Source organism: Pseudomonas sp. MAG002Y (genome assembly GCF_019400845.1).
Lineage (GTDB): Bacteria > Pseudomonadota > Gammaproteobacteria > Pseudomonadales > Pseudomonadaceae > Chryseomonas > Chryseomonas luteola.
Genome location: NZ_WOEJ01000004.1, coordinates 88466 through 111959 on the forward strand (window position 1 = coordinate 88466; position 23494 = coordinate 111959).

A 23494-nucleotide genomic window follows, 5' to 3' on the forward strand; every position below is an offset into this window, starting at 1 on the left:
GTTGTGTAGCAATAAAGATTAAAGGCATACAGTCACGCGCCATGCCGCAATCAATCATTAAGAAGTGATTGGCAGGCATAGCGAATAAACGGAAAGCACTCATAACCGCGACGAGAACATCTCTTTTAGTGAGGCGGGAAAGAGATCAATCGAGGCAAATGGACTATATGCGAAGCCGGAAAAAGCTGCGCAAAATTAAAGTAATCGCTGAAAAACTTTGTAATAAATAACGTCTATTCTGATATTAAAGTGCCTTATCACGAGCAGTCAGATACCAAAGGCGCATTAACGCGCCAATTGGCTTAAATCCAGATAATCCGCAACGGCCGCCGGCGTGGCTTCAGCCAGATAAGGAACAGTGCCCAGGCAAGGTGCAGGCAGGCGCTCATGAAGCGTGGCGAGGTTATCCTCCAGGCGTGATGTCTGCGGATCGACAATATTGGCAACCCAGCCGGCCAGGTTGAGCCCATCCTGCGCAATGGCTTCAGCAGTCAGCACCGCATGGTTGATACAACCCAACCGTACGCCCACTACTAGGATGACGGGAAAATCAACGGCCCTGGCTACATCTGACAGGTTCGCCTGCCCTTCCAGCGGCACGCGCCAGCCACCTGCACCTTCGACCAGCATGAAGTCGGCCTGTTTGGCCCGCATGGCCTGAATGGGCGCGACCAGGGCATCGACTGTCAAGGATACTCCTACCTCACGGGCCGCCAGATGTGGAGCAATAGCAGGCGCAAAGGCCAGCGGATTGACCTCGGCGTAACTCAACGGCAACGAACACTCGCCCCAGAGCGACAACGCGTCGCTGTTACGCAGCCCCTCGGGCGTCATCTCGCAACCAGAAGCCACAGGTTTGACCGCTGCCGTGGAAAGCCCCGCAAGGCGGGCTACATGCAGCAGGCCGGAAGCAATGGTGGTCTTGCCGATTTCGGTATCGGTGCCGGTAATGAAGTAAGCAGACATAAGATCAGGATTCTTTCTGGAAAATGCCGTAAACCACGCGATAGCAGGCCGGGAGACCTTGGGGCTGGCGGAAGCGCTCATACGCTTGCGCCAGGGCATTCAGGCGGGCGCGTCCGGTCAAGCCAGTAGCGCGGCCAGGGTTCACGTTATGGGCGCCGAGCGCCTTGAGTTCATGGGTCAGGCTGCGGACATCCGGAAAATGCAGAACGCGTGTTTCGACGTCTAGCACCTTCTGCTTGAGTCCACTGGCCGCACAGACCCGCTGATAGTCTTCAAACTGGCGGAAACGGTTAACGTGAACGAAACCATCCACTGCCTGCCAGCTGTCCCGCAACTCCTGCAGTGTACCGGTACACAGGCTGGTGAATGCAAACAGCCCACCGGGCCGCAGGATACGCTGGGCCTCGGATAATACCGCCGAAAGGTCGCCACACCATTGAATGGCAAGACTGGTAAACAGCAGATCGCACGCCTGGTCCTTGAGCGGCAGCCGTTCGGCATCACCCGCCACAAAGTGCTCGGCCCCGCCGAGTGGACGTGCATGGCGCAGCATGCCTTCCGCCAGGTCAACGGCGATACCTTGCGCGTCGGGATAACGGGCCGCTAGCGCCCGGGTGAAGTAGCCTGTACCGCAGCCCAGGTCGACCCAGCGCTCTACAGCCTGCTCGGGCATACGCGCCAGAAGCGCTTCGCCGACATCACGTTGCAGGCTGGCAACGCCGTCATAGCTGGCCGCCGCCCGGGAGAACGAAGCCGCCACTTGCCTTTTATCCGGCAAGGAGGCGCCCTCCTGCGTTATTACAGGTAAAGCATCAGCCATCACGGCCCTCATAAATGAAACGTTCAATCGCTGCGGCAATCTCGTCCGGACGCTCCAGCGGCAGGCCATGGCTGGCCGGCTCGAAGACATGAACTTCGATGTCGGGTATCTCATCCATCAAGGCTTGCGCAGCCGATACCGGTACCAGTGCATCGTTTGACGCAAACAGGTGAAGTTGCGGACCGCTATACGCCTGAAGCGCCTCGCGTGTGTCCAGTTGCGCCAGCAGCTCAAGCCCGGCCACTGCGACTTCACCGGACGTCTCCGGCAAGGCCACCTGCAGTAGGCGTGCAAGCGTCTTGCGGTCCCGAGCCCCCTGGCTGACCAGATGGGTAAAGCGTTTGAGCGTCAGCTCCGCATCGAGCGTGCAAGCCTCGTAAAAATCGGTGAAGACACTGCGTGACATTGCGCTTTGCCAACCATGACGGGCAACAAAGCAGGGATTGCTGGCCATAGTGATCAACCCCAGGGTACGGTCGCCCCGCCGCCGGGTAAGCTCACTGGCGATCATGCCACCCAATGACCAGCCACTTAGCCAGACGTTATCCGGCAGCCGGGCGTCAATATCATCGAACCAGCCACTGGCATCGGCCATGTCCGGCAAGGGTTCGATCAGTACATCCAGATATGGTGCTATTTCGAGGAGCTCATCACGCAGCGGCTCCAAGGGGGCCGTGCCCAGACCCCACCCGGGCAGCAGCACTAAAGTGTCACGCATGTTCCGTTCCTTTCAATTCCGACCAAGCTTCGGCAAGTGCGGCGAGCAGACGATCGACGTGCTGCTCGCTGTGTGCGGCCGACAGAGTAACCCGCAACCGGGCACTATTGTTCGGAACCGTAGGGGGACGGATCGCCGTGACGAGAATTCCATGGCGTTTCAGGGCAGCCGAAAAAGCCAATGCCTGCTCGCTACTGCCGACCAGGATCGGTTGGATCGGGGTAAAGCTGTCCATCAGCGAAAGGCCGATAACCTGCGCACCAGAGCGGAATCGCTGGATCAGTGCATTCAAATGCTCGCGCCGCCAGGACTCTGCCTGGAGCAGCTCTAGTGCCTTCAAGGTGGCGCAGGCCACTGCTGGCGGCTGGCTGGTGGTATAAATGTAAGGACGTGCGAACTGGATCAAGGTTTCGATCAGCTCATCGCTGCCTGCTACAAAGGCGCCTGCAGTACCAAAAGCCTTGCCCAGCGTACCGACCAGTACCGGAACCTCATCCATGCCCAGTCCGAAATACTCAGCTACGCCGCCTCCCTGCCTGCCCAACGGGCCAAAGCCGTGGGCGTCATCGACCATCAGCCAGGCGCCCCGGTTACGTGTCACTTCAACCAGGGCCGGCAGGTCGGCCACATTACCGTCCATGCTGAATACACCGTCCGTTACGACCAGCGTATTACCTTCAGCCTTGTCGAGCCGGCTGGCTAGGCTTGCCGCATCGTTATGCAGATAGCGGGAGAAGCGCGCGCCGGACAGCAGTCCTGCATCCAGCAGAGAGGCATGGTTGAGCCGGTCCTCAAGGACCGTATCACCTCGGCCAACCAGGGCTGTCACGGCCGCAAGGTTGGCCATGTAGCCCGTGGAGAACAGCAGTGCCCGAGGGCGCCCGGTAAACTCAGCCAGCGCCTCTTCCAAGGCATGATGGGGGCCGCTATGGCCGATCACCAGATGCGAAGCGCCCCCGCCTACGCCCCAACGCTCGGCACCCTTTTGCAGTGCCGCGATGACGTCCGGATGATTGGCGAGGCCAAGGTAGTCGTTGTTGCAGAACGCCAGGAGCGGCTGTCCGTCGACCACTACTTCAGGTCCTTGCGGGCCTTCTAGCAGCGGTCGGTGACGGTACAGCGCTTGCTCGCGGCGCTCGGCGAGGCGTCTGGCCAGGTCGAACGGCATGATCAGGCAGAAGCAGCGTCGTAGAACAGTGCAGAGTTCTTCTGCTCGATCAGGGCCTGCTCAATCGCGGCCTGATGCACTTCATCATCGTGCTCTTCGCGCTCTTCCGGCTTGATGCCCAGACGCTTGAACAGAAGCATATCCTTCTCGGCCTGCGGGTTAGTGGTCGTCAGCAGCTTCTCGCCGTAGAAGATGGAGTTCGCACCGGCAAAGAAGGCCAGGGATTGCATCTGCTCGTTCATCTGCTCACGACCAGCAGACAGGCGCACATGGGACTTGGGCATCATGATCCGGGCAACGGCCAAGGTACGGATGAAGTCGAACGGATCGACGTCCTTCTCCTGCTCTAGCGGCGTGCCCTTCACCTTGACCAGCATATTGATCGGGACGGACTCTGGATGCTCTGGCAGGTTGGCTAGTTGAATCAACAGACCGGCACGGTCATCCACGGATTCACCCATGCCCAGAATGCCACCGGAGCAGATCTTCATGCCCGCATCACGCACATAGGACAGCGTTTCCAGACGGTCTGCATAGGTACGCGTCGTGATGATGTTGCCGTAGTATTCCGGCGAGGTGTCCAGGTTGTGGTTGTAGTAGTCCAGCCCAGCTTCAGCCAACGCCTGTGTCTGCTCGCGGTCGAGCTTGCCCAAGGTCATACAGGTTTCCAGGCCCAGGGCCTTTACGCCTTTGACCATCTGCAGCACGTAGGGCATGTCCTTGGCGGACGGATGCTTCCACGCCGCGCCCATACAGAAGCGGGTCGAACCAATGGCCTTGGCCTCGGCAGCCGCCTTGAGCACCTTCTCCACTTCCATCAGCTTTTCTTTTTCAAGACCCGTGTTGTAGTGGCCGGACTGAGGGCAGTATTTGCAGTCCTCAGGGCAGGCACCGGTCTTGATGGAAAGCAACGTCGAGACCTGAACGCGGTTGGGGTCGAAATGCTGACGGTGAACCGTCTGTGCCTGGAACAGCAGGTCATTGAACGGCAGTTCAAACAGGGCACGGACATCGGCAAGGGTCCAGTCGTGACGCGTAGCGGTAGCGCTCATGGCTCAATCCTTCGGTATAAAAAGACGGCTGCTCAGGCAGCACACGAATAATTGCCGTCAACTTTATTCGATACGAAGGTTTACATCTGATCAAAAAATAATCAATAGCCCTATTTATTTAAGGTTTTGAAGACTGGCCCCCTTCAATAAGAGAGAGACTACGGCAGAGTCTGAAACTGTGAGCAGGATCGCTCGCTTGATTGAACCCATCGCTGGTAACGAACCCAACGGCATTTACAGGTTCCAAGCGACAACATGAGGACAAGGAAAGAAACATGCGTACAGAAGGGTTCTTCGACTGGCTTGGCCAAGCCCTTGGTCAGGTCATCCGCTTCATCATCGATCTGTTCAGCACCGTACTCAATGGCATTGGCGATGCCGTCCATGACTTCCTGCAAGGCATGGCTCGCGCCATCGGCATGGATGACTCCTACATCAGCTTCGTGGTACTGATCGTCGGACTGATTCTGCTCTATGCCGCGGTTCGTGCTTTTATGCGCCGCTCCATCATTGGCGGCATCATCTGGCTGGTGTTGGGCCTGATGGTCATGAGCTGGCTGATTCGCTGAGCCTCTTGCACGCCAGGGAGCGGCGTGCCTGATCCCAATTGATCGACACTGGCAAGGATGCCTATGAACCGCTTGAATACCCTGCTTGCTTACCGTCCTGTCTGGCTCAAACCTCATACGAACTGCGGGTTCTGCGGAGCAGGTGTAGAGTCCAGCCTGCCGCTATGCCTTGGCTGTGAGACTGACCTGCCCTGGCTGCTCATGGGGCATTGCCTTCATTGTGCGATTCCGCTGCCTGACGAGGGGCTGATCTGCGGGGCGTGCCTGAAAAGGCCTCCGTCTTTTGATCATGTCGTAGCGCTCTGGCGCTACGGATTCCCTGTTGCCAGTGCCATCAATCGATTCAAGCATCAAAAGCAATGGCCGCTGGGGCGGCTGATGGCGGATCTGCAGGCTCGCCATTTGATGCATGCCTTTGACGAGGGATTGCCTCGGCCTGACCTTCTGCTTCCTGTCCCAATGGCGTTGAAGCGCCAACGCGAGCGTGGCTACAACCAGGCCGCCATGCTGGCACGTTGGTTGGGAAAGTCGCTTAAGCTGTCTGTAGCCGACGATGTTATCCAACGGGTGCTGGAAATCCCGGCGCAACAAGGCCTCGATGCCGCCCAGCGTCACAAAAACCTGCGCAACGCCTTTGCCCTCACCACTGCCAAGGCCGTACGCGGTCGCTCGATAGCGCTCATCGATGACGTCCTGACCACCGGTGCAACTGCCGAGGCCCTCGCTAGCCTGCTCAAGCGTGCAGGCGCCCTGCGTGTCGATGTGTACTGCTTGGCTCGCACGCCCAGGCCTGGCGACTAAACGCTCTTTCCACCTTGCCATGGGAACGGGCCGGCTCGTACACTGATCTATCGTTATATACCTTTTTATACTCCGACCTATGCTCAGTCACTTGACTCATCACATGACCCGTCGTCCCCAGCGGTTTGCACTGCTGGAGCAGGTCGCCGCCCAGGGCTCCATTACAAAGGCTGCCAAGGCTGCAGGGCTGAGCTACAAGGCCGCCTGGGATGCCATCGATGAACTCAACAACCTTGCCGGCCAACCCCTCGTCGAGCGCAGTGTCGGTGGCAAAGGCGGAGGCGGCGCACGCCTGACCCAGGAAGGCGCACGGTTGCTGGCCTTGTATCACCGCCTTGAAGCGCTTCGCGAAAAGGTGATCGAAAGCGCTGAACACGTCGAGGACCTGGAGCGACTGGAGCGGTTGATGCTGCAAACCAGCGCGCGGAATCAGCTGCATGGGGAGGTTGTTGCTGTAGAACCCAAAGGGCATAGCGATCTGATCACGATCCGGCTGCCCGGTGGCCTTCAGGTGCTGGCACAAATCACCCGTGAAAGCACCGAGCGATTGGGCCTTGCACCGGGTCGCAGCGTTATCGTGCTGATCAAAGCATCGTGGCTAAGCCTCCATGAACACGCTCCTGTGGATGCGGCCAATGCACTTGAAGGCCGAGTCGACACCGTTACCCCCGCCTCCTCCGGACCTGCCGACATTCGCCTGAGCCTGCCCAATGGGCAAACGCTCTGCGTGCTGCTGCCAGCAGAAGCCGAGCTGTCTCCTGCTCCCGGTCAGACCGTATTCGCCTGCTTTGAACCCGACCAGGTCTTGCTGGGGGCGCCCCTGTGAAGAAGGAATCCTTGATGAACAAACGGCTTTTGACTGCTGCGGCGCTTGCCACGCTCTTTACCAGCGCCACCGCCCAAGCAGCTGACCACCTGCGCATCGCTGTGGCGGCCAATCTGCTGCCTGTTATGCAGACCATCGCCAACGATTACGAAAAGCAGACCGGCGCCAAGGTGGAACTGGCTGGCGGCTCCAGTGGTGCATTTTTCGAGCAGATTCAACGTGGCGCACCGTTCGACCTGTTCTACTCGGCAGACGCGATCCGCCCGGACAAACTGGCAGACGCCAGCAAGGGCACCGAAAGCCGGACTTATGCGTGTGGTCAGCTGGCGCTCTGGCAAACCAGCGGCAAGCCCGATATTCACAATCTGCCGTTCAAGCGTGTAGTGCTGGCGAATCCCGATACGGCACCTTATGGCGCCGCAGCCCTGCAGGCGCTGGACCGCAGCGGTGTACTGGAAACCGTTAAGCCGCGCCTGGCCTATGGACAGGACATTGGACAAACCTACAACTTCGTCAAAACCGGCAATTCACCCGCTGGCTTTGTAGCTCTCAGTCAGGTCAAAGCGGGGAATGTGCCGCCCGCGCAATACACGATTGTCGATGCCACGCTGTACGATCCTCTGACGCAAAAGCGCGTTATCCTGGCGAAAGGCGAGCAACTCGACGCCGCCAAGCGCTTCGTGGCGTTCTTCGATAACCAGAAAGAGACGTTGCACCAGGCAGGTTATTCTCTTCCAGGCGAGACGGGCTGTGCTGCTCAGTGAAGGAGACTGGCAGGCCCTGGCGCTGACGCTCAAGCTGGCTGTGCTATCCACGGCCCTGCTTCTGCTGATCGGTCTGCCGCTGGCAGCTTGGCGAGTGCGTAAGCAGACCCGCCTGCGCCAGGTATTGGATGCCGTGATCGCACTCCCTCTGGTGCTCCCACCCACCGTACTGGGCTTTTATCTGCTGGTCGTGTTTGCGCCAGACTCGATGCTGGGCAGCGCCTGGGAAACAGTGTTCGGTCACCCGCTGCCCTTCAGCTTTGCGGGCCTGGTCATGGGGTCCATGATCTACTCGATCCCCTTCGTGGTGCAGCCGCTTACGGTTGCCTTCCGCGAGCTGAATCCACGCCTGTTCGAGGCCGCAGCAACGTTGGGATGCGGCCGTATCGAGCGCTTCTTTCGCGTTACCCTGCCCTTGCTCAAGCGCGGCCTGCTGGTGGCTGCAAGCCTTGCATTCGCCCATACCCTGGGCGAGTTTGGCGTAGTGCTCATGCTGGGCGGTAGTATTCCGGGGCAGACCCAAGTGGTTTCCATCGCCATCTTCCAGCACGTGGAAGCCCTTCATTATGCCGAGGCCCACCGGCTGGCCGGCTTTCTTCTGGTGCTGTCGTTCCTGATCCTGCTGTTCGTCTACGGCAATGGCGATACACGGTCTTATTCGGCCCTGCGCGTCACCAGCCGCCGCTAATCGCGGCTGGCGGCCGAATCGCTTCTGACACGAAACGTTCCCGAACCGACAGGGCAGTATTTGTTACCAGATGTAACCTGCAACACCGCCGTCACAATGCCTCACTACCTTCGCCACGACCGTCCAAACCAGCCACGAAACCTGTTTCGACGACGCGACGTGAGCCGGCAGCCTGATTATTTCAAAACAAGGTCTGCGGGGTTCGTTGTACTCGCTCTCGCCTGGGGTTTTGCGCCTGCCACATCCTGTGAGGAGCGCCTTGATGAGCCTGCAAAACGAACAACACCTGAATAGTGATCTGCTTGATGACGATACCCCTACTGATCTGGAACGCATCGTCAATCTGAAGCGCCGCAGCTTTATTGGCGCCGGTGCCCTATGTGGCGCGGCCTTCTTCCTGGGCGGCAACCTGCTGTCCAACAACGCACTGGCGGGTCCGGTATCCGAAGCGGCTCGCTGGGGCAGCGCTGGACGTCCTTCACGTCCGCTGTTGGGCTTCAAGAACGTACCAGCTTCAACGGCTGACCAAGTCATTCTGCCGCCCGGCTATGAGTTCCGTACGCTGATCAGCTGGGGCGAGCCGCTGTTTTCCAACGTACCGGACTTCAAGCATGACGGTACGAATACCTCCGAAGACCAGGAGCTGCAGTTCGGGGATAACAACGATGGCATGTGCTTCTTCCCGTTCTACAACAAGTTCGGCCGTATCGATCCTGATCGTGCCCTGATCGCCATTAACAACGAATACACCAATTACGAGTATCTGTTCTCCGATGGTCGTCAACCGTCCTCCCCGGACGATGTACGCAAGGCGCTGGCTGCAGAAGGCGTCTCGGTGATCGAAGTTCGCCGTCGCGCGGGCCGTTGGGTCTTCAAGCGCGACTCCCGTTACAACCGTCGCGTGCATGGCAACGTGATGATGGATATCAAGGGTCCGGCTGCCGGCCATGACCTGCTGCGCACCTCCATCGAGCTGAGCGGCAAACGTGCCCGTGGCACCTTCCAGAACTGCTCCAGCGGCCAGACGCCATGGGGCACTTACCTGACGTGTGAAGAAAACTTCAATGGCTGCTTTGGCAGCACCGACAAGAACATCAAGCTCAACGCCGCGCAGAAACGTTACGGTTTGTCGGCCAATAGTGATAACAACTGGTACCCCTATAACGAGCGCTTCGATCTCGCCAAGCATCCGAATGAAGCCAACCACTTTGGCTGGATCGTGGAGATCGACCCGTTCAATCCGGACTCCACACCGGTCAAGCGCACCGCGTTGGGCCGTTTCAAGCATGAAAACGCTGCCGTAACCACGACCCAGGATGGCCGTGTCGTGGTGTACATGGGCGATGACGAGCGTGGTGAGTTCATCTACAAGTTTGTCAGCGACCGTCGTTACAACCCGAATACGCCCCTGGCCAACCGTGACATCCTCGACCACGGTACGCTGTACGTCGCCAAGTTCGACGATGGCGATGGTGATGTGAATCATCCCAAAGGCCGCGGCCAGTGGATCGAGCTGACCTATGGCAAGAACGGCCTGACCAAGGCCAACGGCTTCAATAGCCAGGCCGAAGTCCTGATCCATGCTCGTCTGGCAGGCTCGCAAGTCGGCGCTACCCGCATGGACCGTCCAGAGTGGATCGCGGTGAGTCCCATCAATGGACAGGTCTTCTGCACCCTGACCAACAACAGCAAGCGTGGCAGCGCCGATATGCCGGTCAACGGGCCGAACCCGCGCGCCAATAACATCTACGGCCAGATCCTGCGTTGGGAAGAGCCAAACCCGGCCGCACTGACCTTTGACTGGGATCTGTTCATCGTGGCGGGCAACCCGGTTGTGCATCCGGAAGATCCATACGATGGTTCGGAAAACATCAACGCCGACAATATGTTCAACAGCCCCGACGGCCTGGGCTTTGACGAAGCCGGTCGTTTGTGGATTCAGACCGATGGTGAAGACAGCAACGAAGGTGATTATGCCGGCATGGGTAACAACCAGATGCTGTGCGCCGACCCGAACACCGGTGAGATCCGCCGTTTCCTGGTAGGGCCGACTGGGTGTGAGGTCACAGGCCTGTCCTTTGCGCCGGACTATCGGACGATGTTTGTCGGCTTCCAACATCCCACCGGCGGCTTCCCGGACTATCTGCCTAACGGGCGTCCTCGCTCCACCGTCATTGCCATTACTCGTAAGGACGGCGGGATCATTGGGGAATAACATCTCCCCGCATAAAACCGGCAGCTAACCCTGCCGGTTTTTTTATGCCTGTTGATTGATGATCACTGGCACATGCATTGACATGATTTCGTCATACAAGCGCGCTAGCGTCGCGCCATCGCATACAAGGAGTCTGTTATGCATCCCGATACCCCTACCGATCTGGAACGTCTGGCCGGACTGACCCGTCGCCGCTTCATTGGAGCTGGTGCTCTGTGCGGTGCTGCCCTCTTTCTTGGCGGCCAGCTCATTCCGCGGAGCGTACTGGCACAAAGCGTGTCGCAAGCCACCGGCAGTGCCCTGCTGGGCTTTGAAAGCATTCCGATTTCCACAGCCGATACCGTGATCGTCCCGCCGGGTTATAGGGCGTCGGTACTTATCAGCTGGGGTGAACCACTGTTTTCCGATGTACCAGCTTTCAAGCATGACGGCACCGGCACAGCAGAAGCCCAGGAGCGCCAGTTTGGCGACAACAACGACGGCATGAGCTTTTTTCCGTTCCCGAACGATCCGAACCGGGCGCTCATGGCCATCAATAACGAATACACCAACTACCGCTACCTGCTGGCCCAAGGCAAGGTGCCTCAATCGGCCGAGGACGTGCACAAGGCCCTGGCCGCTGAGGGGGTCTCGGTTATCGAGGTGCGCCGTATTGACGGACAATGGCATTTTGCACGTGATTCCGAGTTCAACCGTCGTATCCACGGCAACGCGCCGATTCGATTCAGCGGCCCAGCGGCTGGACATGACCTGCTCAAGACCGAAGCCGATTCAAGCGGCACGCATGTACTGGGCACCTTCCAGAACTGTGCGAACGGCAAGACGCCCTGGGGCACTTACCTGACCTGCGAAGAGAATTTTACGGATTGCTTTGGCAGTACTGATGCAACAATCAAATTCGACGCTGCCCAGAAACGCTATGGCGTGACGGTCGAAAGCAAGGGCAACGACTGGCACAAATACAATCCGCGCTTTGACATGGCCAAGAACCCCAACGAGCTGAACCGGCACGGCTGGGTAGTCGAAATCGATCCGTTCGATCCCAAGTCAGAACCCGTCAAGCGCACCGCGCTGGGTCGTTTCAAACATGAGAACGCTGCGCTTGCCCTCACTGCGGACAACCATGTCGTGGTGTACATGGGCGACGACGAACGTGGCGAATTCATCTACAAGTTCATCAGCCGCGATCGCTATGATGCCGCCAACCCCAAGGCCAACCGCGAGCTGCTGGACCACGGCACACTGTACGTGGCGAAATTTGATGACGGTGACGGCAATCCCGATCATCCCAAGGGACGTGGCCAGTGGATCGAGCTGACCCATGGTAAGAACGGCCTGACCACCGAGAACGGCTTCAACAATCAGGCCGAAGTGCTCATCCATGCCCGCCTGGCCGGAACCCACGTAGGTGCGACGCGCATGGACCGTCCCGAGTGGATTGCCGTCAGTCCCAAGGATGGTCAGGTGTATTGCACGTTGACCAACAACAGCAAACGCGGCAGCGAAGGCCAGCCCGTAGGCGGGCCAAACCCTCGCGCCAACAACATCTATGGTCAGATCCTGCGCTGGAGCGAGCACGGCAATGATGCCGCTGCCATGGCCTTTGACTGGGACCTGTTTGTCATTGCCGGCAATCCTGAGGTGCACAAGGAGACTGCCAACGGCGGCTCGCACAACATCAACGCCCACAATATGTTCAACAGTCCCGACGGCCTCGGGTTTGATGATGCCGGTCGCCTGTGGATCCTGACCGACGGGGATTACAGCAACAAGGGTGATTTCGCTGGCATGGGTAACAACCAGATGCTGTGCGCCGACCCGAATACCGGTGAGATCCGCCGTTTCATGGTGGGACCGATCGGTTGCGAGGTCACCGGCATTACCTTCTCACCGGATCAGCGCAGCCTGTTCGTCAATATTCAGCACCCTGGCGAAGAAGGCGGCTCGACCTTTCCGGAACACCTGCCCGACGGTCGGCCACGTTCCTCCGTCATGGTCATCACTCGCGATGACGGTGGCGTGATCGGCGCCTGACGATAAGGCTCTAATACGCGGGTACGGCCCTTGAGGCGGTATCCGCGTAGCACGACGCTCGCTGTACTAAGGTCTTTTTTCTCTGCACCGTCAGGCGTTCCAGCGCGCGCGGCATTGCACCTTCGTCACGCCCAAGCATCCAACCTGCTAGCATTCCGATTCAGAACCGGCATATGGCCGCTTCCAGATGCGTTGTAGGAGGATATCCATGTCACACCCGTTCGATACACTCAGCCCTGACGTGGTGATCGACGCCGTGGAAAGCCTCGGCTATCTCAGCGATGCGCGTATCTTGGCGCTTAACAGTTATGAAAACCGGGTTTATCAGGTGAGCATCGAAGACGAACAGCCCCTGATTGCCAAGTTCTACCGCCCACAGCGTTGGACAGATGCCGCGATTCGCGAGGAGCACACCTTCTCTTTTGAGCTGGTGGAGCATGAAGTACCTGTCGTGGCGCCCTTGTCGCGTGATGGTGAAACCCTGTTCGAGCACGCCGGCTTTCGCTTTGCCCTGTTTCCCCGCCGCGGCGGGCGGGCGCCCGAGCCTGGTAACCTTGAGCAGCTGTACCGCCTGGGTCAGCTCCTGGGTCGCCTGCATGCCATTGGCGCCAGTCGCCCATTCGAGCACCGCGAGACGCTTGATGTACAGAGCTTTGGCCATGCCTCGCTGGATACGCTGCTGAGCGGCGGTTTCATCCCCAAGAGTTTGCTGCCTGCGTATGAATCCGTGGCACGTGACCTGATCAAGAAACTGGATACGTTATTTAATTCGGTTAAATACACGAATATCCGCGTCCATGGAGACTGCCATCCCGGCAACCTGCTCTACCGTGACGAGACCTTCCACATGGTGGATCTCGACGACTGCCGCATGGCACCGGCGGTACAGGACCTGTGGATGATGCTGGCCGGGGATCGGCAAGAACGCCTGTCGCAGCTTTCCGAGTTGATGGACGGGTATCAGGAGTTCCATGACTTTGCACCCCGTGAACTGGCGTTAATCGAGGGGCTGCGCTCCCTGCGTCTGCTGCAATACAGCGCCTGGCTAGCCCGCCGCTGGGATGATCCGGCCTTCCCGAAGAGCTTTTCCTTTTTCGGAACCGAGCGCTATTGGGGCGACCAGGTTCTGATGTTGCGCGAGCAACTGTCAGCGCTTGATGAAGAACCGCTGCGGCTGTTCTGACCCCTAAAGACACCAGGGCCGCCACAAACCGGGCGGCCCTGGTGTTCAGGCTCAATGACCGTTACGGGTCAAGCCAATCAGCGTATCGGCGACATCCTTGGTACGGTGTGATGTGCTTTCCGTGACGCTGCTGGAGCCTTCCAGCTCACCCAACAGCTCCGTCAAGGCATTCACGTCCTGGGACTGCACTTCAATCTGCTGTGCCACCTGCCGGATCTCCTCGGCCAGCTTGTCGATGTCGGTCCCGATCTCTCCCGCGTTCTGCTGAGTCTTCTCAGCCAGCTTGCGCACTTCATCGGCCACCACGGCAAAGCCGCGTCCCTGCTCACCGGCACGGGCCGCCTCGATGGCCGCGTTGAGTGCCAGCAGGTTGGTCTGTCCAGCGATCTGCTGAATCATTTGCACGATGGACTGGATCTTGAGGCTCGACTGCGCCAGATCGTTCGCGCTGCGCACCACGTTGTCCGCCTGATTGACGAGGCTCTTCACCGTGCTGCCTGCCTGATCGATCACCGTGCCCTGACGGCTGATGTTCACGCTCAGATCATCCATCGACACGTGCAGCTCACCGGCATAATGGTTCAGCTGTTCGGCAATCTGCTCCTGCTGCTGATCTGCCTGGTGCAGCGCGCCACCCAGATCTTCCAGCCCCCGGAATACTGGCTGGATATGATCATCAAGACCATTACTGTCGATGTAGCTGGCAAAGTTCTTGCGCTTGAATTCATCGATCTGCTTGACCACAACCTGGCTCAAGCCCGCCAGCTTCTTGATCTGCCGACGCAGGAAAAAGGCCTTGAACTCGCCATAATGCGCCGTGAAGTTATCGATGTATTCATCACGGAACGGCGCGCCTTCCGGGGTACGGAAGAAAAATACCGCCGTCAGCGTCTGGTTCAGGTTAAGCCCCAGAATCTCGCCAAAGGTAGAAAAGCCCACCACAGGAATATCATCGAATGCTTCGTTCATGCGGCTCAGGTCGTTGCCATTGTTCAGGCGACGCAGAATGCAGTCGTTGAGCAGCCCGCCTACCGGCTTGCCGGACTTGCCTTGCAGGAAGCGCTGAAGGTCTTTACGGGTGGCCTCAAGAATAGGCGTACGCTTGACCATCACCAGCTCTTCACCCGGCGCCACGTCACAGAAAAGGTGGATACGCTCCTTGTCATAATCGATCTGGGCAATGGAGCGAACAAACAGCTCCTCACCCACACGAATAGCAAACGAGTAATTGGCCAGACGCTTTTCCAGGTCCTTGGGCTCGCAGTTCAGCGATTCGCACAGGGCGGCCACCATCGAGCGGATATTGCCCTTGGAGTCGATCACCTGACTGATGTAGCGCTCTTCCAGCGACGCGGTGAGCACGCTCAGGCTGACAGACGTCGGCTCGAAGTTCTGGCTTTTGAACACACCGAAGCGGGCATTACGGGCGCATTTCAGAAATACGATCTGTACGTGGTTTTCGTAGCTGCGCTTGCCGTCATGGATCAAAGTCTTCACAAAGTCGGTCTTGCCACCAGCAGAGCCGCCTACGAACAGGCAGGGAAAACGGCCCGACTCGTAAAGGGCTTCCATGAAGAACGATTCGGATGCCGACAGGCCGTCAAACGTGACGTAAGCCAAGGTATCGCGATGGTCGATAGTCGTGTTGACACGCAGCCGCTTAATCGACTCGATCAGCTTGGCGATTCGCTGCTGCATGGACATACGTGGCCCTCGGGCGCGGATGTCCTGGCTTTCCAACGGCACATAAACGGTTTCGGCCGAAGCGATGATGCTGGCATCAAACAGCTGCAGCACAACCCGATCCCACTGGTTACCTGTGGCGCAGTAGAGCTGATCGTTCTGGCTGCACAGCTCACCGGAGGTCGTGCACAGGGTAAGGGCGGCGCCAGGGAAACGTTCGGCTACCTGGCGAGCCACCTTGTCCAGATCAACATGGGGCGAAACGAAACCGGCGATATAGGTCGGCTCGAACCGCAGGGTTTTCAGGTGGTTCTGCAACTGCCCGGAAGAGCTCAGTACGCTCATTACGCCGCCGGAATGGGCACTGGCGGGCTTGAGCCGGGAAAACAAGTTCATCATGAAATTTACCTGATAAAAAAGAATGCCAGACGTACGCCCACCCGCAGCGTTGAAGAACAGCACTACCCAGGATGATGGGCCGCCGTCCTCAGCAGCACGAATATGTGTGTATCAGGATGTCGACCCGCCGCAGAAGAACTGAAGGCCCTTTGTCATTGGACAAATCGATCGAGCCCATGGGAAAAGCGGCCTTTTCTTTGCTTGCGAGCTATGATTAGGGGCCTTACGAATACTAGAGACACATCATGTCCACATCCCCGCGCCAGGGTTACGTACTAGGCCTTACCGCCTATGCGCTCTGGGGACTATTCCCGCTGTACTTCAAACTGCTTGCCAGCATTCCTCCCGTCGAAATCCTGATCCAGCGTATCTTCTGGTCAGCCCTGATCGGGGTCTTGCTGCTTCTGATCTGGAAACATCAGGGCTGGTGGCGCGATTTGCGTGCCAATCCCTCCCGGATTGCCCGGTTATGGCTGAGTGGCCTGCTGGTGGGCGGCAACTGGCTGACCTACATCTGGGCGGTCAACAGTAACCATGTAATCGAAGCCAGCCTTGGGTATTACATCAATCCGCTCATCAATGTGCTGTTGGGCATGGTGGTGCTGGGCGAGCGTTTAAAGCCCCTGCAGTGGCTGGCCGTGGGAATGGCTGCCCTAGGCGTTGCCCAGCAGATCTGGACGCTTGGCCAGCTGCCCTGGGTATCCCTGGTGCTGGCCTTCAGCTTTGCTTTCTACGGACTGGTGCGCAAGGGCACCCAGGTGGCTGCCCTACCAGGCATGGTGGTCGAAACCTGGCTACTGGTCCCGCTGGCTGCAATTGCACTACCCCTGCTGACCCAGCAGGTCAGCCTGGAGCCGGCACTCTGGCAGTCGCCGATGGCCATCGTACTGATCCTGTCCGGTCCCGTTACGCTGGTTCCCCTGCTCTGCTTCAACGCAGCGGCGCGCAAATTGCCCTATTCGACATTGGGCTTCCTGCAATACCTGGCCCCTACGCTGGTGCTGATACAGGCAGTCTTCCTGTTCCACGAGCCCTTCCCCATGGAGCGGATGGCCGCCTTCCTGTGTATCTGGGCAGGCCTTGCCGTGTTCAGCTTTGACGCCTGGCGCTCCCTGCGTCGTTACGCAGCCCCCGCTGCCCGCACCTGACCGTCGTGGTTGTCACGGTAGACTGCCAGCTCGACCATCAAATCGTCCGCCAGGGTCTCCAGACTCTGGCGGAGCGTATCCAGCTCAAGGGCGGGCGGCAGGGCCAGCAGCGCCGTGGTGTGGAACAACTGTTCGCTGCTCATCGGCGCCGCCCGCACATCGGTACTGAGCCGCTCGACATTAACGCCTAGCCGGGTGAGCTGACGGGTAATGTCCCGAACGATCCCGGGACGGTCATTGCCCAGCAGATCCAGCTGGATGAGCTGAGGCTTGGGTGCCTGCTCTACCCGGCTTTCCGCTACCAGCACACGCATGCCCCTTACATCCAACCCTTTCAGCTGGGCAACCAGGGCGTCGCGCTGTTCCGGCGCGACACTGACGCTCAGGATTCCGGCGAACTGACCTGCCATGCGTGACATGCGGCTTTCCAGCCAATTGCCGCCCCGCTCGGCAACACAGTCGGCTAACTGCTCGACCAGACCCGGCTGATCCGGGGCAATGATGGTAAGGACCAGAACATCCACGATAGCGCTCCTTTTGGTTGATCATCTTTCCAGCGTAGAACAGCCAGCCAACCTTGCCGACCCACTTTTCATGAACGGACCTGCCATCGTTTTGCCTGTGGCAGACACTTTTCCAGCGAGGCCTAGTCACATGGCCAGATAGCCACCGAATGTCGGCGCGTCGTGCAGCCAAGCGAGGCGAACAATGAGTAGAAGAAAAACCATCGGCGGCCTGCAGATAGCCACCGCCCTTCACGAGTTCGTAAAGACTCAGGCGATTCCAGGCACAGGCATCGATATGGACCATTTCTGGCGTGGACTTGAAGGGCTGCTGGATGAGTTTGCACCTCGGAACAAGGCCCTTCTGGAGACCCGTAACCAGCTCCAGGTCCGTATCGATCAATGGCATCTGGCGCATGCCGGACAGCCACACGATGTGCACGCCTACCGCACCTTTCTTGAAGAGATCGGCTACCTGCTCCCCGAGCCGGACGAGGTCAGCGTCACGACAGCCAATGTCGACCCGGAAATTGCCCAGCTCGCCGGGCCGCAACTGGTCGTGCCGGTCACGAACGCCCGCTTTGCGCTCAATGCCGCCAACGCACGCTGGGGTTCGCTATACGATGCGCTCTATGGCAGTGACGCGATCCCTGAAGACAGCACGGTTGAAATCTGCGATAGCTATAACCCGCTCCGGGGCGAAAAGGTTGTGGCCTATGCCCGGGGATTCCTCGACGAAGCCGTGCCGCTTGCTGAATACTCCCATGGCAATGTCAGAGGCTACAGTGTCCAGCGTGGCGAACTCATGGCCGAGATTGGCGACAGTCGCTACGTTTGCCTGGCCGAGCCGGACGCCTTTGTCGGCTATCGCGGGCAGGCTTCGCAGCCGGAGGCCATTCTGCTCAGGCACCATGGGCTGCATATCGAAATCCAGATTGACCGCAACAACCCGATCGGCCAAGCCGATGCGGCAGGCGTGAGCGATATTCTGCTCGAATCGGCCCTGACGACCATCATGGACTGCGAAGACTCTGTCGCGGCGGTAGATGCCGAAGACAAGGTACAGATCTACCGTAACTGGCTGGGCTTGATGAAAGGTGACCTCTCCGAAGACATCACCAAGAACGACAAGGCCTTTACCCGGATCATGAACCCGGATCGGCCCTACATCGCTGCTGACGGCAGCGAGTTGGTCCTGCCGGGCCGTTCACTGCTGTTTGTCCGCAATGTCGGCTTTTTGATGACGACAGACGCCATCCTGGACCGCGACGGCAACGAAGTTCCCGAAGGCATACTGGACGCCGTCTTTACCAGCCTGTGCGCCCTGCACAACCTGAACGGCAACACGTCGCGCCCCAACTCGCGCACGGGCTCGGTGTATATCGTCAAGCCCAAGCTGCACGGCCCGGAAGAGGTAGCCTTTACCGGCGCGCTGTTCGGGCAGGTCGAGGACCTCCTTGGCCTACCGCGTCATACGCTCAAGATCGGTATCATGGACGAAGAGCGGCGGACCAGCGTCAACCTCAAGGCCTGTATTGCTGCGGTGAAGGAACGGATCGTGTTTATCAACACCGGCTTTCTTGATCGCACCGGTGATGAGATCCATACCTCAATGGAGGCCGGCCCTCTCATCCGCAAGGCTCTCATGAAGCGTGCCACCTGGTTCAAGGCTTATGAGGACAACAACGTGGACGTCGGGCTGGCCTGCGGTCTGCGTGGCCGTGCGCAGATTGGCAAGGGCATGTGGGCCATGCCGGACATGATGGCCGCCATGCTCGAACAAAAAATCGCCCACCCCCAGAGCGGAGCCAGTACGGCCTGGGTACCCTCGCCTACGGCCGCTACGCTCCACGCTATCCACTACCATCAGGTCGATGTGGCGGCACGGCAGGTCGAGTTGGCCAAGCGTACGCCGGCCGCACGAGAGGAGTTGTTGAGCATTCCGCTGGTTGATGTCGCCGAACTCAACGCCGAAGAGATCCAAGAAGAGCTGGACAGCAACGCACAGAGCATCCTGGGCTATGTGGTGCGGTGGATTGATCAGGGGATCGGCTGCTCCAAGGTGCCGGACCTCGATGATGTGGGACTCATGGAAGACCGTGCCACATTGCGCATTTCGAGCCAGCTGCTTGCAAATTGGCTGCATCATGGTGTGATTAATAGGGAACAAACGATCGAAGCTTTTCGTCGCATGGCTCTAGTGGTGGATCAGCAAAATGCAGGCGATCCCCATTACCGCGCCATGGAGCCTGATTTCGATGGCAATATCGCCTTTCGAGCTGCCCTGGACCTCGTTCTGGAGGGAGCGAAGCAGCCCAGCGGCTATACCGAGCCGATCCTGCATCGTAGACGTCGTGAGGCCAAGGCGCGGAGGCAATGAACAGGTCTCGCTGATACGCCTTTGAAGTAGCGGCTGACGGGACCTATGGAACGCACCATCAACTATATAAAAGGCGTTACCCATGACCAATCTTCGTCCCCTGTACGCTTCAGCGCTTGCTATCGCCTTGACCGGATGTGGCGAGCCGTCCAAGCTTGGCCCAGATGCCGCCTATGGCCCCAAGCCACAACTTCCCGAGCCCAAGACCAGCCTTATCCCACTGGTCAACGTAGCGCCCGCCACTGGCTGGCCAGAAGGTGGTAAACCTACTGCTGCCCAGGGCCTGCAGGTCAACGCCTTTGCCACCGGCCTTGATCATCCTCGCTGGATCTATGTATTGCCCAACGGTGACGTTCTGGTCGCCGAATCGAACAAGCCCACACAAGAGCCGGCGGGCTTCAATATCCGCAAGCAGGTTCAGGGCATGATGATGAGCAAGGCCGGAGCCGGCGTGCCCAGCGCTAACCGCATCACCCTGCTGCGCGATGCTGACCACGATGGCGTGGCCGAAACCCGAACGACCTTTCTGGAGGGCCTGCACTCGCCCTTTGGCATGACCCTGGTCGGCAATGACTTCTACGTGGCCAATGCCGATGCGCTGGTGCGCTTCCCTTACAAGGAAGGCGATACGACTATCCAGGACAAGGGCACCAAGGTGATCGATCTGCCTGCCGGCATCAACCACCACTGGACCAAGAACGTGATTGCAAGCCAGGATGGCAGCAAGCTGTACATCACGGTTGGCTCCAACAGCAACGTCGGTGAGAACGGCATGGACATCGAGGAAGGCCGTGCGGCCATCTGGGAGCTGGACCGCGCCACCAGCAAAATGCGTCTGTATGGCACCGGCCTGCGTAACCCCAACGGCATGGATTGGGAACCACAGAACGGCAAGTTGTGGACAACAGTAAACGAGCGTGACGAGATCGGCAGTGACCTCGTACCTGACTATGCCACCTCGGTTCAGGATGGCGGTTTCTATGGCTGGCCCTACAGCTATTACGGCCAGCATGTGGACGAGCGCGTCAAACCGCAGCGCCCGGACCTAGTCGCCAAAGCCATCGTGCCTGACTATGCCCTTGGCGCCCACACCGCCTCGCTGGGCCTGACCTTCTCCAAGGGCGATGCTTTGCCGGAGCAGTACCGTTATGGGATGTTCATCGGCCAGCACGGCTCCTGGAACCGCAAACCCAAGAGCGGCTACAAGGTGGTCTTCATCCCCTTCCAGGACGGCAAGCCCAACGGCGCACCCCAGGATGTACTGACCGGCTTTTTGAATCAGAAGGAAGAAGCCCAGGGCCGCCCGGTTGGGGTCATCAATGACAAGCAGGGTGATCTGCTGGTTGCGGATGATGTGGGTAACGTTATCTGGCGAGTAACCGCGGCCAAGTAAGCCTTAGGTGCCTGCACCCTTCAGCCGTGCAGGCACCTAGTCCGCTGCTGTAGCGCCTTGCCTGCAGCGGGCGCTTCATAGACATAGGTATCGCAGACCTGCCCGTTACGGTTTCGCCGATCACCCTGCCGCACGGCTGTCAAAACAAACCCTGCCCGTGTTGCCAGACGCTGACTCCTGATGTTTTCCGAGGAAGTGGTCAGCATGAGCGTGTCACTACCGCAGCTATCGACCAGATAGCGCAGGGCTTGGGTCATGAAGCCCCGACCGGCAAACGCTTCCGATGCCCAATAACCCACTTCATAGCCTTCAGTCAGCGGCGTAAGCCCGATACAGCCGATGATCCGCTCTTGCGGGTCAAGGAGGAAATAGCGCTTTTCGCCATCAAGGGTATCAAACCATTTGTCTGCCTCAACCAGGCTTCTCGCAGCCTCCTCAAGAGTCGTGCGGGGTTTGGCCCAACACAGAAAAGGCTCATGCAGGACATAGCTGGCATTCAGCGTTGCGCACAACGCCTGGGCCAGCTCCGCCTTGGGTCGCTGCAGGGAGAGTCCGACCAAGGGGACGACATCGGGAAATCTCATTACAACCTACTCAAGCATCAGGATGGGCGACTCGGCCAAGTCTACAGCGGACAGATAACTCCTAGATGCTGTGGCAGCGGAATGAATGATCATGACAAACCCCCAACTCATCTTTGAACCTCTCACTGGCAAGTAAGCAATCATCGGGACGTACGCTACCCAGCGTTATCTCATTGCGGAAGCCAACGAGGCAAAGACCGATCGGCATGAGTTGAGTGACGATGCCCTGCAACCATGAGCCGGATGGCAATAACGTCCTTCTTTATTTCAGTAGAACCTATTGCGAACGTCCTTTAAGCGCTCAAGAAAACAGCGTGTTATTCAGGCTTACATCTGTAAGCGCAAGGCTATCTCAAGCGTGCTGGTTGTTCTTTAGCGCTGGCTGATCATGACTTTCGCCGCTTCGCCCAAAGCATCGTCGAAATGACGAAAAAGCCCCTTCATAAAAGACGCTTTGCGCCTTATGACCAACAGCACGCCTCCCTAAGCTGATGCCATCTCCACACAACAACAAGGAATGGTCATGAACATCACGCTTCTCGGGGCTGGCCATATTGGCTACACCATCAGTCAACTGCTGCAGGACTCCGGGGATTACCGGGTGATTGTGGCTGACCGTGATCCCAACGCCCTGGCGCGACTGGCCGCGCTGGGCATCGAGACACGGGAAGTGAGCCCGGACGGCAATGACCTGGAGCAGGTACTTGAAGGCAGCGACGCGGTACTCAACGCCCTGCCCTACCACATGGCCATTTCGGTAGCCCGTGCCGCCAAGGCCACAGGCACCCATTATTTTGACCTGACCGAAGACGTCCATGCTACCAAGACGATCCGTGATCTGGCAGAGGACTCATCCACGGCCTTCATGCCGCAGTGTGGCCTGGCTCCTGGCTTTATCGGCATTGCAGCGCATACCCTGGCGTCGCGCTTCGACAGCGTGCGCGAGGTGAAGATGCGCGTAGGTGCATTGCCCGAGTTTCCCACCAACTCACTCAAGTACAACCTGACCTGGAGCGTGGACGGGCTGATCAACGAATACTGCCACCCCTGTGAGGCGGTTCGTCACGGTACGCTGAACCTTGTGCAGCCACTGGAAGGCTTGGAGCATTTCTCGCTGGACGGCGTGGAATACGAGGCCTTCAACACCTCGGGCGGCCTGGGCACCTTGTGTGAAACCTGGAGTGGTCGCGTCGAAACCCTGGATTACAAAACCGTCCGCTATCCAGGGCATCGTGACCTGATGAAGTTCCTGCTCGAAGAGCTGCGTCTGGCTAACGATCAGGAAACGCTCAAGCGCATCATGCGCGACTCGGTGCCCACGACGATGCAGGACGTAGTACTGGTCTTCGTGACCGTGAACGGCATGCGTGATGGCAAGCTGGTGCAGGAGGTGTTCAGCCGCAAGATCTTTGCGGCCGAACAGCGGGGCAAGCTGACCAGCGCCATTCAGATCACTACTGCCGCCGGAATTTGCACTGCACTGGACCTGTTCCGCGAGAAGAAACTGCCGCAGTCGGGTTTTATCCGCCAGGAAGAGATTGATCTGAACGTCTTTCTGAACAACCGGTTCGGCCGCGTTTACGGCGAACCGGCATAAGGC

The 23494-nt window shown here is 58.7% G+C and carries 20 protein-coding genes; 12 read left to right on the forward strand and 8 right to left on the reverse strand.

The features are described from left to right. Positions 1-285: 285 nt before the first annotated feature. The 5 genes from bioD to bioB are packed head-to-tail and all read right to left on the reverse strand — an operon-like array spanning position 286 to position 4724. A complete protein-coding gene (gene bioD, locus GM154_RS07365) occupies positions 286-966 on the reverse strand; it encodes a dethiobiotin synthase (RefSeq protein ID WP_219651645.1) in 681 nt (226 codons plus the stop codon). A gap of 4 nt (positions 967-970) precedes the next feature. Beyond that, positions 971-1786, reverse strand: a complete 816-nt coding sequence (bioC, locus tag GM154_RS07370; protein WP_219651647.1) for a malonyl-ACP O-methyltransferase BioC — start codon at positions 1784-1786, stop codon at positions 971-973. Further along, positions 1779-2504 carry an alpha/beta fold hydrolase gene (locus GM154_RS07375; protein WP_219651648.1) on the reverse strand — a complete coding sequence of 242 codons (726 nt, stop codon included), beginning with the start codon at positions 2502-2504 and terminating at the stop codon, positions 1779-1781. The genes bioC and GM154_RS07375 overlap by 8 nt, the downstream gene beginning before the upstream one ends. Then, on the reverse strand, positions 2497-3672 hold the full coding sequence (bioF, locus tag GM154_RS07380) for an 8-amino-7-oxononanoate synthase (RefSeq protein ID WP_010796031.1): 1176 nt from the start codon (positions 3670-3672) through the stop codon (positions 2497-2499). Before bioF ends, GM154_RS07375 begins: the two co-directional genes overlap by 8 nt. Before the next feature lie 2 nt (positions 3673-3674). Further along, a complete protein-coding gene (bioB, locus tag GM154_RS07385) occupies positions 3675-4724 on the reverse strand; it encodes a biotin synthase BioB (RefSeq protein ID WP_010796032.1) in 1050 nt (349 codons plus the stop codon). A 275-nt stretch (positions 4725-4999) separates the two neighbouring features. Here bioB and GM154_RS07390 point away from each other — a divergent pair, with 275 nt between their 5' ends. The 8 genes from GM154_RS07390 to GM154_RS07425 all read left to right on the forward strand — a co-directional run bounded on the left by GM154_RS07390 (position 5000) and on the right by GM154_RS07425 (position 13804). After that, the gene (locus GM154_RS07390) at positions 5000-5293 is read left to right on the forward strand and encodes a hypothetical protein (RefSeq protein ID WP_010796033.1); all 294 of its coding nucleotides are present in this window, start codon (positions 5000-5002) and stop codon (positions 5291-5293) included. 63 nt (positions 5294-5356) lie between these two features. After that, the gene (locus tag GM154_RS07395) at positions 5357-6094 is read left to right on the forward strand and encodes a ComF family protein (RefSeq protein ID WP_219651650.1); all 738 of its coding nucleotides are present in this window, start codon (positions 5357-5359) and stop codon (positions 6092-6094) included. A 103-nt stretch (positions 6095-6197) separates the two neighbouring features. Beyond that, positions 6198-6920, forward strand: a complete 723-nt coding sequence (locus tag GM154_RS07400) for a TOBE domain-containing protein (RefSeq protein WP_219651652.1) — start codon at positions 6198-6200, stop codon at positions 6918-6920. Positions 6921-6934: 14 nt separating this feature from the next. After that, the gene (gene modA, locus GM154_RS07405) at positions 6935-7684 is read left to right on the forward strand and encodes a molybdate ABC transporter substrate-binding protein (RefSeq protein ID WP_010796036.1); all 750 of its coding nucleotides are present in this window, start codon (positions 6935-6937) and stop codon (positions 7682-7684) included. Then, positions 7671-8372, forward strand: coding sequence for a molybdate ABC transporter permease subunit (gene modB / locus GM154_RS07410; protein ID WP_019365508.1), 702 nt, complete (start codon positions 7671-7673; stop codon positions 8370-8372). Before modA ends, modB begins: the two co-directional genes overlap by 14 nt. A 262-nt stretch (positions 8373-8634) precedes the next feature. Next, positions 8635-10587 (forward strand): PhoX family phosphatase, encoded by a 1953-nt coding sequence (locus tag GM154_RS07415; RefSeq protein WP_019365507.1) that lies wholly within the window; start codon positions 8635-8637, stop codon positions 10585-10587. Between the two features lie 138 nt (positions 10588-10725). Then, a complete protein-coding gene (locus GM154_RS07420) occupies positions 10726-12621 on the forward strand; it encodes a PhoX family phosphatase (protein WP_219651653.1) in 1896 nt (631 codons plus the stop codon). 208 nt (positions 12622-12829) lie between these two features. Beyond that, positions 12830-13804, forward strand: a complete 975-nt coding sequence (locus GM154_RS07425) for a serine/threonine protein kinase (protein ID WP_219651654.1) — start codon at positions 12830-12832, stop codon at positions 13802-13804. 51 nt (positions 13805-13855) lie between these two features. On the opposite strand, the gene GM154_RS07430 is transcribed toward GM154_RS07425, so the two are convergent. Continuing rightward, a complete protein-coding gene (locus GM154_RS07430; RefSeq protein ID WP_219651846.1) occupies positions 13856-15883 on the reverse strand; it encodes a methyl-accepting chemotaxis protein in 2028 nt (675 codons plus the stop codon). 248 nt (positions 15884-16131) lie between these two features. Between GM154_RS07430 and rarD the strand changes: the two genes are divergently transcribed. Continuing rightward, positions 16132-17034, forward strand: a complete 903-nt coding sequence (rarD, locus tag GM154_RS07435) for an EamA family transporter RarD (protein WP_258019754.1) — start codon at positions 16132-16134, stop codon at positions 17032-17034. Here rarD and GM154_RS07440 read toward each other — a convergent pair. Then, a complete protein-coding gene (locus tag GM154_RS07440; RefSeq protein ID WP_125888539.1) occupies positions 17007-17558 on the reverse strand; it encodes a glycine cleavage system protein R in 552 nt (183 codons plus the stop codon). The genes rarD and GM154_RS07440 overlap by 28 nt on opposite strands. 184 nt (positions 17559-17742) lie before the next feature. Here GM154_RS07440 and GM154_RS07445 point away from each other — a divergent pair, with 184 nt between their 5' ends. Continuing rightward, positions 17743-19917, forward strand: coding sequence for a malate synthase G (locus tag GM154_RS07445; protein ID WP_219651656.1), 2175 nt, complete (start codon positions 17743-17745; stop codon positions 19915-19917). An 82-nt stretch (positions 19918-19999) separates the two neighbouring features. Further along, positions 20000-21310 (forward strand): sorbosone dehydrogenase family protein, encoded by a 1311-nt coding sequence (locus GM154_RS07450; RefSeq protein WP_219651657.1) that lies wholly within the window; start codon positions 20000-20002, stop codon positions 21308-21310. A 20-nt stretch (positions 21311-21330) separates the two neighbouring features. On the opposite strand, the gene GM154_RS07455 is transcribed toward GM154_RS07450, so the two are convergent. Then, positions 21331-21894 (reverse strand): GNAT family N-acetyltransferase, encoded by a 564-nt coding sequence (locus GM154_RS07455; RefSeq protein WP_219651659.1) that lies wholly within the window; start codon positions 21892-21894, stop codon positions 21331-21333. Between the two features lie 523 nt (positions 21895-22417). Here GM154_RS07455 and GM154_RS07460 point away from each other — a divergent pair. Beyond that, a complete protein-coding gene (locus GM154_RS07460; protein WP_125888535.1) occupies positions 22418-23491 on the forward strand; it encodes a saccharopine dehydrogenase family protein in 1074 nt (357 codons plus the stop codon). The last annotated feature ends 3 nt before the right edge of the window (positions 23492-23494 follow it).

Bases quoted from the DNA above. Each gene is read 5' to 3' on its own strand.
- GM154_RS07390 (WP_010796033.1), top strand. From the start codon at position 5,000: ATGCGTACAGAAGGGTTCTTCGACTGGCTTGGCCAAGCCCTTGGTCAG.
- GM154_RS07430 (WP_219651846.1), bottom strand. From the start codon at position 15,883: ATGAACTTGTTTTCCCGGCTCAAGCCCGCCAGTGCCCATTCCGGCGGC.
- GM154_RS07425 (WP_219651654.1), top strand. From the start codon at position 12,830: ATGTCACACCCGTTCGATACACTCAGCCCTGACGTGGTGATCGACGCC.
- modA (WP_010796036.1), top strand. From the start codon at position 6,935: ATGAACAAACGGCTTTTGACTGCTGCGGCGCTTGCCACGCTCTTTACC.
- bioB (WP_010796032.1), bottom strand. From the start codon at position 4,724: ATGAGCGCTACCGCTACGCGTCACGACTGGACCCTTGCCGATGTCCGT.
- bioF (WP_010796031.1), bottom strand. From the start codon at position 3,672: ATGCCGTTCGACCTGGCCAGACGCCTCGCCGAGCGCCGCGAGCAAGCG.
- GM154_RS07415 (WP_019365507.1), top strand. From the start codon at position 8,635: ATGAGCCTGCAAAACGAACAACACCTGAATAGTGATCTGCTTGATGAC.
- GM154_RS07450 (WP_219651657.1), top strand. From the start codon at position 20,000: ATGACCAATCTTCGTCCCCTGTACGCTTCAGCGCTTGCTATCGCCTTG.
- GM154_RS07400 (WP_219651652.1), top strand. From the start codon at position 6,198: ATGACCCGTCGTCCCCAGCGGTTTGCACTGCTGGAGCAGGTCGCCGCC.
- GM154_RS07460 (WP_125888535.1), top strand. From the start codon at position 22,418: ATGAACATCACGCTTCTCGGGGCTGGCCATATTGGCTACACCATCAGT.
- GM154_RS07445 (WP_219651656.1), top strand. From the start codon at position 17,743: ATGAGTAGAAGAAAAACCATCGGCGGCCTGCAGATAGCCACCGCCCTT.
- GM154_RS07420 (WP_219651653.1), top strand. From the start codon at position 10,726: ATGCATCCCGATACCCCTACCGATCTGGAACGTCTGGCCGGACTGACC.
- GM154_RS07455 (WP_219651659.1), bottom strand. From the start codon at position 21,894: ATGAGATTTCCCGATGTCGTCCCCTTGGTCGGACTCTCCCTGCAGCGA.
- GM154_RS07375 (WP_219651648.1), bottom strand. From the start codon at position 2,504: ATGCGTGACACTTTAGTGCTGCTGCCCGGGTGGGGTCTGGGCACGGCC.
- bioC (WP_219651647.1), bottom strand. From the start codon at position 1,786: ATGGCTGATGCTTTACCTGTAATAACGCAGGAGGGCGCCTCCTTGCCG.
- bioD (WP_219651645.1), bottom strand. From the start codon at position 966: ATGTCTGCTTACTTCATTACCGGCACCGATACCGAAATCGGCAAGACC.
- GM154_RS07395 (WP_219651650.1), top strand. From the start codon at position 5,357: ATGAACCGCTTGAATACCCTGCTTGCTTACCGTCCTGTCTGGCTCAAA.
- rarD (WP_258019754.1), top strand. From the start codon at position 16,132: ATGTCCACATCCCCGCGCCAGGGTTACGTACTAGGCCTTACCGCCTAT.